9 protein-coding genes and 1 pseudogene are annotated in these 9,894 nt (G+C 63.5%); 1 reads left to right on the plus strand and 9 read right to left on the minus strand.

Features of this window, described 5'->3' with window-relative positions:
* Positions 1 to 4 precede the first annotated feature (4 nt).
* The 6 genes from EOC94_RS20780 to EOC94_RS20805 all read right to left on the minus strand — a co-directional run bounded on the left by EOC94_RS20780 (position 5) and on the right by EOC94_RS20805 (position 6,383).
* Entirely contained in the window at positions 5 to 775 is a 771-nt protein-coding gene (locus tag EOC94_RS20780) for a glycerophosphodiester phosphodiesterase family protein (protein ID WP_127293165.1), read from the minus strand.
* A 63-nt stretch (positions 776 to 838) separates the two neighbouring features.
* Positions 839 to 1,720, minus strand: a complete 882-nt coding sequence (locus EOC94_RS20785) for an ABC transporter permease (RefSeq protein ID WP_127293133.1) — start codon at positions 1,718 to 1,720, stop codon at positions 839 to 841.
* Positions 1,721 to 1,731: 11 nt separating this feature from the next.
* Entirely contained in the window at positions 1,732 to 2,658 is a 927-nt protein-coding gene (locus EOC94_RS20790; RefSeq protein WP_127293135.1) for an ABC transporter permease, read from the minus strand.
* A gap of 10 nt (positions 2,659 to 2,668) precedes the next feature.
* On the minus strand, positions 2,669 to 3,649 hold the full coding sequence (locus EOC94_RS20795) for an ABC transporter ATP-binding protein (protein ID WP_127293137.1): 981 nt from the start codon (positions 3,647 to 3,649) through the stop codon (positions 2,669 to 2,671).
* Entirely contained in the window at positions 3,646 to 4,659 is a 1,014-nt protein-coding gene (locus tag EOC94_RS20800) for an ABC transporter ATP-binding protein (protein ID WP_127293139.1), read from the minus strand. The genes EOC94_RS20795 and EOC94_RS20800 overlap by 4 nt, the downstream gene beginning before the upstream one ends.
* A 95-nt stretch (positions 4,660 to 4,754) precedes the next feature.
* Complete coding sequence (locus EOC94_RS20805) at positions 4,755 to 6,383, minus strand: ABC transporter substrate-binding protein (protein ID WP_127293141.1); 1,629 nt, start codon at positions 6,381 to 6,383, stop codon at positions 4,755 to 4,757.
* 368 nt (positions 6,384 to 6,751) lie between these two features.
* Between EOC94_RS20805 and EOC94_RS20810 the strand changes: the two genes are divergently transcribed.
* Entirely contained in the window at positions 6,752 to 7,690 is a 939-nt protein-coding gene (locus EOC94_RS20810) for a sugar-binding transcriptional regulator (RefSeq protein ID WP_127293143.1), read from the plus strand.
* 33 nt (positions 7,691 to 7,723) lie between these two features.
* Here EOC94_RS20810 and EOC94_RS20815 read toward each other — a convergent pair whose 3' ends face one another.
* From EOC94_RS20815 to EOC94_RS20825, 3 genes and pseudogenes are all read right to left on the minus strand, one after another.
* Positions 7,724 to 8,059, minus strand: a complete 336-nt coding sequence (locus EOC94_RS20815) for a hypothetical protein (RefSeq protein WP_127293145.1) — start codon at positions 8,057 to 8,059, stop codon at positions 7,724 to 7,726.
* 85 nt (positions 8,060 to 8,144) lie between these two features.
* Positions 8,145 to 9,320 (minus strand): acetate/propionate family kinase, encoded by a 1,176-nt coding sequence (locus EOC94_RS20820; protein WP_185928288.1) that lies wholly within the window; start codon positions 9,318 to 9,320, stop codon positions 8,145 to 8,147.
* Positions 9,320 to 9,894: pseudogene (locus EOC94_RS20825) on the minus strand (phosphoketolase); the annotation flags it as partial. The pseudogene EOC94_RS20825 and the gene EOC94_RS20820, both read right to left, overlap by 1 nt.

A 9,894-nucleotide genomic window follows, 5' to 3' on the forward strand; every position in this document is an offset into this window, starting at 1 on the left:
GTGATCAGGCCCGGTTGGTTTCGAGCGGCGCTGCCGTCACCACGGCGGAGCGCAAGGCGATGGCGAGGTCCGGGCGGTCCGATGTCAGGCGGCCGATCCGCCGTCCCAGCCAGTGGCGGATCGTCGCCTCCTCGTTCACCGTCCACACGCAAAGCCGGTCGAGCGGCAGCGTGGCGCGAACCAGGTCCCATTGCGCCTCCATCAGCTCGTGATGGATGGCGATGATGTCCACGAGTCCGTCGACGCGAGCAAGGAATGCCGCCAGGCCACCCTGTCTTTCGGCCCAGTCAGCATTGACGGAGACGAGGCGCGCGACCTGCGGCGCGTGGCGCCGGCAGTCTTCCAGAACGGAAATGTCGAAGGACGTCAGATGCGTCCTGTCCTCCACGCCGAAGCGTCGAAGCTCCTCGGCGACGCGCCGGGCAATGTCGGGATAGGGCATGCCGGTTTCGTCGGTCTTGATCTCGACATGCAGGTCCGGCCCGGCCCTGGAAGAAAGCGCGGCCAGCACGTCCGCCAGTGTCGGGATGGTCTCGTCCGTATCTTTCAATCTCACGTTTGCCGGTTCTTCGAACGTCAGCTTCCGCACCGGTCCAAAGCCTTCCGTCGTGCGTTCGAGCGTTGCGTCGTGGATGACCACGAGCTCGCCCATTTCCGTCAGGTGAACATCGAATTCGATGGCATCGACACCGAGCTCCAGCGTGTTGCGGAAGCCCACAAGCGAGTTCTCGGGCCACAGATTGCGGGCGCCGCGATGGCCGGTGATCAAAGTCATGCCAGTGATCAAAGTCATGCCAGTAATCAAAGTCATGGAAGTCTCCTAGAACTGATCGACATCTCACCGCACCGTGGGATCGAGCCTGTCGCGCAGCCAGTCTCCAACCAGCGAGATGGACAGCGTGGTGAGCATGATGACGGCGGCCGGCGCCAGCATGATCCACGGCGCGCGGGTCAGATATTCGCGGCCGAAGCCGACCATATTGCCGAGGCTGGTCGCCGGCGGCTGGACGCCAAGGCCGAGGAAGGACAGCCCGCTTTCCATCAGGATGATCTCGGGAAAGGTCAGCGTCATCGAAACGATCAGCGTCGAGGCGACATTGGGCAGGATGTGGCGCAGGTAAACCCGCGCCGGCGTGGCGCCGAGCTGCACCACCGAGGCCGCATAGCCCTGCGCGCCCGCCGAGATCGCGAGACCGCGCGCGATGCGCGCATAGCGCTCCCAGCCGTAAAAACCCATCAGGCAGACCAGCAGCACCATGGAGGAGCCGAAGAACGCCAGCACCGCCAGCGACATGATGAGAAACGGCAGGGCCGCCTGGAAGTCGGCCAGCGCCAGCACCAGATGCTCGACCAAACCGCGAAACTGCGCGGCGGCGAAGCCGAGCGCCGTGCCGAACACGGCCGAAAGAAGCGTCGCCCCGAAGGCGATGACGAGTGAAAGGCGGATCGACTGGATGAGGCGCGAAAGCACGTCGCGGCCCAGCTCGTCGGTGCCCAGCAAGTGCTTCAGCATGCCGGGGGGCGAAAGCCGGCTGGTGAGATCCATCTGCGTGATCCCATAGGGGCGGATGCGGTCGGCAAATATGGCAACCAGCACCATGGCGACCAGCCACAGGATTCCGAGACCGACGCTCAGCGGCAGGTTGCGGCGAATGGACGACAGGAAACCAGCCCTTTGCCTCGCGTTTGGCTGTGTGGTCGCCGGATAGATCGAAGCCATGCCGGTTCTCCTCAATGGCTCGCGGGCGAGCGCAGGCGCGGGTCGAGCCAGCCGTAGAGCAGGTCGACGACGAGGTTCGACACCACCATGGTGGCCGCGACGATGAGCAGGATGCACTGGACGACAGCAAGGTCGCGATTGCTGACCGAGACAATCAGCAGCCTGCCGATGCCCGGCCAGGAGAAGATCGATTCAACCACCACCGCGCCGGCGATCAGCGAGCCGACCATGAAGCCGACGATGGTCACGATCGGCACGGCTGCGTTGGGCAGCGCATGGCCCCACACCACGTCGCGCCATTTCAGCCCCTTGGCGGAAGCTGTGCGGATATAGGGTTGCCCCATCACCTCGATCATGGCGCTGCGCGAGAAACGGGCGAGTATGCCTACGCCGCCCACGCTCATGGTGAGCGTCGGCAGGATGCCGTGCACCCATGTCTCCTGACCGCCGGAAGGCAACGCGCCCAGCGTCACCGAAAAGATCAGCACCAGCAGCAGGCCCATGACAAAGGAGGGGATGGTAAAGCCGAGGATCGCCAGCAGGATCACGCCGCGATCGGCGAAGCTCTGGCGGTGCAGCGCCGCATAGACGCCTGCCGGAATTCCGATCAGCAGCTTCAGGATGAGCGCCGGAACGGTCAGTTGCAGCGTGGCCGGCACGCGCTCCAGCACCAGTTGCAGCGCGGGCGCCTTGTCGCGCATCGACACGCCGAAATCGCCGGTGAAGATCGACTTGAGGTAAGCCAGATATTGAATCCAGAGCGGCTGGTCGAGACCCCACGACTTGCGGAACGCCTCGATGACATTTTGCGGCACGTCCGGCCCCAGCATCACCTCGGCCGGGTCCCCCGACATGCGCAGCACGACGAAGGCGAAGGTCATCACCGCAAGGATGGTGATGACGGCCCTCATAACGCGCACGAGAACGAAACGGATCATGCGGGCTCCATCAGGCGGCGATCGCGGTGTTGTCCGCCACGACATGGCAGGCGGCGGTGCGCCCCTTCTCGATCTGGCGCAGCGCCGGCGTGCTGGTGCGGCAGATGTCGCGCGCGACGGGACAGCGGGGATGGAAGGCGCAGCCAGACGGACGTGCGGCCGGATTGGGCGGCTCGCCTTGGAGGATGACGCGTCCCTCCAGCTTCTTGCCGGGGACCGGCATGCTGGAAACCAGCGCCTTGGTGTAGGGATGCCGGGGCGACTGGAAAATCACGTCGGAGGAGGCTTCCTCCACGATCCTGCCGAGATACATGACGGCGACACGGTCGGCCAGGTTGCGCACGACCTTCAGGTCATGGCTGATGAAGATCATGGCGATGCCGTTCTCTTCCTGCAGGTCGCTCAACATATTCACCACCTGCGCCTGGATCGACACGTCAAGCGCGGAGACCGGCTCGTCGCACACCAGGAGCTTGGGCCGGGCGGCCAGGGCCCGCGCGATCACCGCCCGCTGGCGCTGCCCGCCGGAAAGCTCGTGCGGATAGCTGCCGGCCTGGTCGGGGCGCAGGCCGACCGCCGCCATCAGCTCCTCAACGCGACCGGCGCGGCTTTCCCTGGGCCCGAAGCGATGAATGTCCAGCGGTTCGCCGATCTGGGTCGCGATCGTCTGCCGCCGGTCGAGCGCGGCCAGCGGGTCCTGATAGACAAGCTGCATTTTGGCGCGCAGCGCCCGCCACTCCGGCGTGCCGAGCCTCGGCATCGGCTGCCCTTCGAAGCGCACCTCGCCGCGCTGGGCCGGATCGATGCCGAGCAGCATTCGTCCGAGCGTCGACTTTCCGGAGCCGGACTCCCCGACAATGCCCAGCGTTTCGCCGGGGAATACCGACAGCGAAATATCCTCCACGGCGCGAACAAAGCTGGGGCGGGAGAAGGGTCCGTGCCTGAGCGCGTAAATGCGCACCAGCTCCTTTGCTTCGATCAGCGGCGTCATTGCAGAAAATCCTCGGGGACTCTGCGTTCGGCCCTGCCGGCTGCGACCGGCTCGATCGGGTGCGCGCAGGCGAGCTTGCGACCGTCTTTTTGCGGCAGCAGGAAGGGTGGCGACGTCTCGCAGAAAGCGGTGGTGCGCGCGCAGCGCGGCGCGAAGGCGCAGCCCTTTGGCAGCGTCTTCGGGTTCGGCACCGTGCCCGGTATCGGGATCAGCCGTTTTCGGAGACCGTCGATGCGCGGGATCGCGTCGAACAGGCCGCGTGTATAAGGATGGCGAGGACTGGAAAACAGCTGCGCGACCGAACCCTCCTCTACGATGCGGCCCGCATACATCACGAAAACGCGTTCGCAGACCTGCGACACCGCGCCGAGATCATGGCTGATGAACACCAGCGCCATGCCGGTTTCGGCCTGCAGCCGGATCAGGAGATCGAGTATCTGGGCCTGGATGGTCGCATCGAGCGCGGTGGTCGGCTCGTCCGCGATCAACAGGTCCGGTTCACCCGCCAGCGCCATGGCGATCATCAGGCGCTGGCATTGTCCGCCGGAAAATTCATGTGTGTAGAGATCGAAGCGGCGGCGGGCATCGGGAATGCCGACCATGTCCATCAGCCTCAGCGCCTCGGTCTTCGCTGCCTCGCCCCGTAGCCCCCGATGAATGGCCAGCGCCTCGGTGATCTGGCGGCCGATCGACAGGACCGGGTTGAGCGAGCTCGACGGATCCTGGAAGATCATGGCAATCCGCCCGCCCCGCACCTGCTCCAACGTGCTGCGCGGGCTGCCGCATAGCTCGCGTCCCTCGAGGCGCACGGAGCCGGTCACGCTTGCCTTGCCGGGCAACAGGCCGAGCGCCGCCAGCCATGTCACTGACTTGCCGCATCCTGATTCCCCGACGAGGCCGAGCGCCTCACCGCGTGCAACATCGAGATCGATGCCGTGCAGCACCTGAACGCCGTCGAAGGCGACTTTCAGGTTGCGCAGTTCCACCAGATTGGCCGTTGCAGCTGTCATCGCCATCCGCTTCCGCTCCGTCCGCCCGAAGGACATCGTGAAAAGAAAAAGCTCCGGCGGGCGTTTCCCTGCCGGAGCCGGTTCGTGGCTACTGGTCAGCTTGCCCAGTTGGTGGAGCGGAAATCCATGGCGAAGGCGGGTGCGGCCTTCCACTTCAGCGACGATTTCATGCCGGTGAACACCGCGTTCTGGTGAAGGATCTGATAGACCGGATCCTCGCGCTCGCAGATTTCCAGCATGCGGGCGAAGGCCTTCTTGCGGGCGGCGTGGTCGGTGCCGGTTTCCAAGATCGCGGCCATCTGATTGGCCTCGGCATTGGTCCAATCCTTCTTCTGCTGGACTTCACCATTCGGGCCGTACTGGTTGACGATGCCGCCAACAGGATCGTTGAAAGCGCATCCGGCTGACCAGTCGCGCACGCCTTTCACGCCGGCCGGGTCGTGGATCTGTGCCCAGTTTTCCTTCATCTCGATCTGCACGTTTAGGCCGACCTGGTTCCACATCTCGACCATAATCTGGCCGTTCGCAGTCTGGTTCGTGTAGTAATTGTCGAGGAGCCGGAAGGGGATCGCGTCGCCCTTGTAATTGGCCTGCTTCAGCAGCTCGCGCGCCAGATCGGGGTTATAATCCGGCACCTTCCAGCCCTGCACGAACATCTCGTCATAGAAGGGGAACTGTAGCCCGGCCGGAATCGTCGTCTGGCCTGCCCATAGCGCTTCAATGATCGCCTGGCGGTCGATGGAATGGGTCATGGCGCGGCGCACCAGCGGGTTTTCGAGTATCGGATTCTGGGTGTTGAACACCGAAACCCTGTGATTGAGGATCGTCGAGCCCTGCACCTCGAAGCCGGGGGCGCCCTGAACGGCGGGAATCTGGTCGGGCGGCAGGTCACAGGCAAAATCATACTCGCCAGACAGAAGCCCGTTGACGCGCGAGGCGACCTCCGGAACCTCGACAAAACGGATCTGCTCGAGCGGCGGGCGACCGCCCCAATAGTCGTCGAAGGCCACGAGAGTAAGCGACACGTCCGGCTTGAACTCGCCGACCGAATAGGGGCCGGTGGTGACCGGCTTGCGCGCCCAGTCGACATAGTTCGCCGCCTCGTCCCAGGCACGGCGGTTGGCGATCTGGCTGCCGAAGGCATAGAGGCGGCCCTCCAGCGTCACATCCGAGGTCGCGTTGTGGAAACGCACCGTGTGTTTGTCCACCGCCTCGACGCCGGCGAGCCGGGGCCACAGCCGGCGGCCGATGCCGGGTATCGTGGCAGGCAGTTCCTTTGGCGTCGCGGGCTTGTGGTCGTCCTCGAAGATCGTCTTGCCGCCGACCGGCTGCGTGTCGCCGAAAACGCGCTGGGCCGAGAAGCTGAACACCACGTCATCGGCGGTCAGCTCGTCGCCATTGTGGAACTTCACGCCCTGGCGCAGCTTGAGCTCGACGGTCTTATCGTCGATCCGTTTCCACTCGGTCGCGAGGCCGGGAACCGGGCCCTGGTTGCCCATCCAGTTGCGCAGGATCAGCCCTTCCCAGAAATTGGGGAAGAACACCCGCTCGCCCACATTGGATTGCTCGTTCCATATGTCGAGCGTGTTGTTGTTGGTGATCTTCTGTACCGCGATGGTGACGGACGGGCGCGCGCCCTGACCGATCGCAAAGCGCGGCAGCATCATGCTGCCTGCGGTTGCGCCGAGGATACCAAGCGCGCCGCGCCGAGTGAGTGAAAACATCGGAATCTCCTTTTGCGGGAATGGCAAGTCGTGGCCAAAGCAATCCGACCGGTTTTATGTTCAGCACTGTGTCTGTTTCGCAATGAACCGATGAATTATTTGTGACAATCCGCAGATTACACATTTATGCACAAAGTATTAGTATAACTATCTTCTAAATAAGCACGGCGTATCCTGCCCATACCTAGAGCATTCATCAATGTTGATCTATTCTTGTTGAATCTGCTATCCGGCTAAACGGCCATGACTTCCTTGCTGACATCGGCCCGTCAGCCGGAAACAGATCGCCGGGATTCGTAAGTTACAAATGCTACACCAGTGTGACGTTTGTAACCGAAAGCGGCCACGGCACGGGGAGGAGAGAGCGCATGGACCAGCAGGAGCTGATGATCCGGGCCGCATGGCTCTATCATGTGGAGGGTCTGACGCAGGCTGAGATCGGCGAGCGGATGCATCTCACCCGCCGCAGGGTCAACGAGCTTCTTGCCGCAGCTCTTGAGGAAGGGATCGTGCGTATAGGCTTCAACTCGCCGCTGGCCGCCAATATCGAGATCGAGGCCGAATTGCGAAGCCGGTTCGGCCTGCAGGATGCCGTCGTGGTGCCGACGCCGGGCGATCCCGGGCTGGTGCACTCGGTCATCGGGCGGGGTGCGGCCGCCTATCTGGACCGGCTGATCCAAAGCCGCAAGCCTGCCTCCATCGGCGTCGGCTGGGGCGCGACGTTGCGGGAAACCGTGCGGCACATGACGGCCGTCAGCGAGCCGCAGATGGAGGTTCGCTCGATGATGGGCGGACTGACGCGCGGCTCGGAGATCAACACATTCGAGATCGTCCGCGGCTTCGCGCAGGTCCTGGGCGCGCAATGCTGCTATTTCGCGGCGCCGATCTACGCGGAGAGCCCGCAATCGCGCGAGGCGATCATTTCCCAATCGGTGTTCCAGAGGATATTCCCCCACACCTATGATGTGGATGTCTCCTACCTAAGCGTCGGAGACGTATCGCGGCAATCGCTTCAAGTGCGTTACGGCCTGCCTGAGGGAACGGATGCGCGTGATCTCATCGCCGCCGGCGCCGTCGGCGACCTCCTGGGCCGCTATCTCGATGCCAGGGGCAAGCCTGTCGACCACCCTCTCAACGGCCAGGTGCTTTCGCCGGAGCTCGACGACTACCGCAATATCCCCTGCCGCATCATCGCCTCAGGCGGGACGCACAAACATGCCATTCTTCTAGCTGTGGCGGGGGCCGGGTTGGCGACGGTCATCGTAACGGATGCCGATAGCGCAAAAGCCATGCTTGATTGCCGATAGACAGGCTCGGCACTGCAAGGTGGTCATCTGTCCCTAGAACCACCGCCGCTCAGGCTCGGAACTCTTTGCAATCACAATTCCGAGAAGGACACCGAATACGCCGCCAAGCACCATCGCCGAAGAGATTGTGCCTGGGTTCTGCTGGACAGTCTCAGACACGGTGTGCGCCTGGTTGCGCAATTGTCGGGCCGCGCGCGAGGCCCGGTCGGCCGCGCTGTCGTACCAGCCCTGTGCCTCCTCGGCTTGGTCGGAAAGGGTCCGATTTATTTTGGTGATTTCGCGGCGAAGCTCAGCGATCTGCTTCTTCATCGCCTCCTGGGCTTCGTTTGTCGCCTTTGAGGCGCCTGCCGTGCTGGTGGTCTCGGCCATTGGATTTCTCCCTTTGGTAATCAGATGGGGAAACGGTCGCGGGCGCGCAGGGTTCCTTGCGTTGGAAACCGTGCCGTTGATTGCGTTATCGAGCATTCCCTTGCACCCGCGTGTGGCGGGCAATGATGCTCTCCTCGTCGGTCGCGACGACGCGTATTTCGACCTTGCTGTCCGGCCGGCTTATGATCCCGGCATGGGAGGCATTGGATGGCTCGTCGATCGCCACGCCAAGCCAATGAAGCCTTTCGCATATTGCTTTGCGGACCGGCGCCGAGCGCTCGCCAATGCCGGCGGTGAACACGAGGCATTCGAGGCCGCCCAAAGTGTTGGCGAGCGCGGCGGCCTCCCTTGCGGCCCGGAACGCAAAAAGGCTCACCGCTTCGCGCGCGTGGGGGTCGTCGCTCGCTTCCAGCGTGCGCATGTCACCTGAGATGCCGGATATTCCGAGCAGCCCGGATTCCTCATAGAGCATGTGCTGCAGAGCCTCCGCCGCAATGCCTCTTTCCAGGACGAAGTACAAGAGCACGCCCGGATCGATGGCGCCGCAGCGTGTGCCCATGACCAGGCCGTCGAGCGCGGAAAAGCCCATCGTCGTATCGACGCTTCTTCCGTCGTGCATGGCACATAGGCTCGCTCCGCTGCCGAGATGGGCAACGATCGTCCGCTTCGCTGCAAGAGCGGGCGATATCTCCTTGAGCCGCCCGGCGATGTATTCGTAGGAAAGCCCATGAAACCCGTAGCGGCGGATCCCTTCCGCATCGTATTTGCGCGGCAGCGCGAAGCGGCTCACGATCGGATCGATCGTCTGATGGAAAGCTGTGTCGAAACATCCGACCTGCGGCAGGTCCGGCCGCAGCGCGGCAAGCGTGCGGATCGGCGCGAGACTGCGAGGCTGGTGCAGCGGCGCAAGCGGCGTCAGCCTGTCCAAGGCGTCGATCACCTCAGGCGTCAGACGGACGGGTTCGACGAATTCGCGCCCGCCATGCACGATGCGGTGGCCGGCGGAGATTAGTTTCCGCCCGCCAAGCTCGCTCTCGATCCAGTCGAGTAACGCGTCGATGCCGGCATTGCGCGCGTCTCCCGCAAGCGGCCGATCACACTGCACCGTTCCGTCGGCCGCTTTCGCGCTGAGCCTCGGTGCGTCGCCGAGATCCAGCGCACCACGCGAGACGAGTTGCAGTTCCCCAGAGGGTTCAAGGTCGTATAGTCCGAACTTGATGCTGGAGGAGCCGGCGTTCAGCGCGAGAATTGCCTGTCGCATCAATCGCCGGCCTTCGTCGCACCGCTTTGGGGCCAGTTCCAATTCTGAATCTCGGGCATGTCTTCGCCGTGCTCGCGGACATAGGCCCTATGCTCCACAAGCTTCGCTTGAAGTTCGGCGGCAAGATCTTTCGCCCGTTCGGCGAGCCCAGGCACGTGTTTGATCGCGGCGAGCGCCAGGTGGAAACGGTCGAGTTCATTGAGCACGACCATGTCGAACGGCGTCGTCGTGGTGCCTTCCTCGCGAAAACCGTGCACATGCATGTTGTCATGGTTGGCGCGTCGATAGGTCAGCCGGTGGATGAGATAGGGATAGCCGTGATAGGCGAAGATCACCGGCCTGGTTTTCGTGAACAGCGCGTCGAAATCCTCATCGGCGAGGCCATGCGGATGCTCTGAATTTGACTGCAGCGTCATCAGGTCGACCACGTTGACGACGCGAACCTTCAGGTCCGGAAGCGCCGAGCGCAAAATGTCGGTGGCAGCGAGCGTCTCCAGTGTCGGCACGTCGCCGGCGCAGGCCATGACCACATCCGGATCCTCGCCCTTCGCAACCGTCCCGGCCCATCCCCCTG

The organism is Mesorhizobium sp. M6A.T.Ce.TU.016.01.1.1 (assembly GCF_003997065.1).
Classification (GTDB): domain Bacteria; phylum Pseudomonadota; class Alphaproteobacteria; order Rhizobiales; family Rhizobiaceae; genus Mesorhizobium; species Mesorhizobium mediterraneum.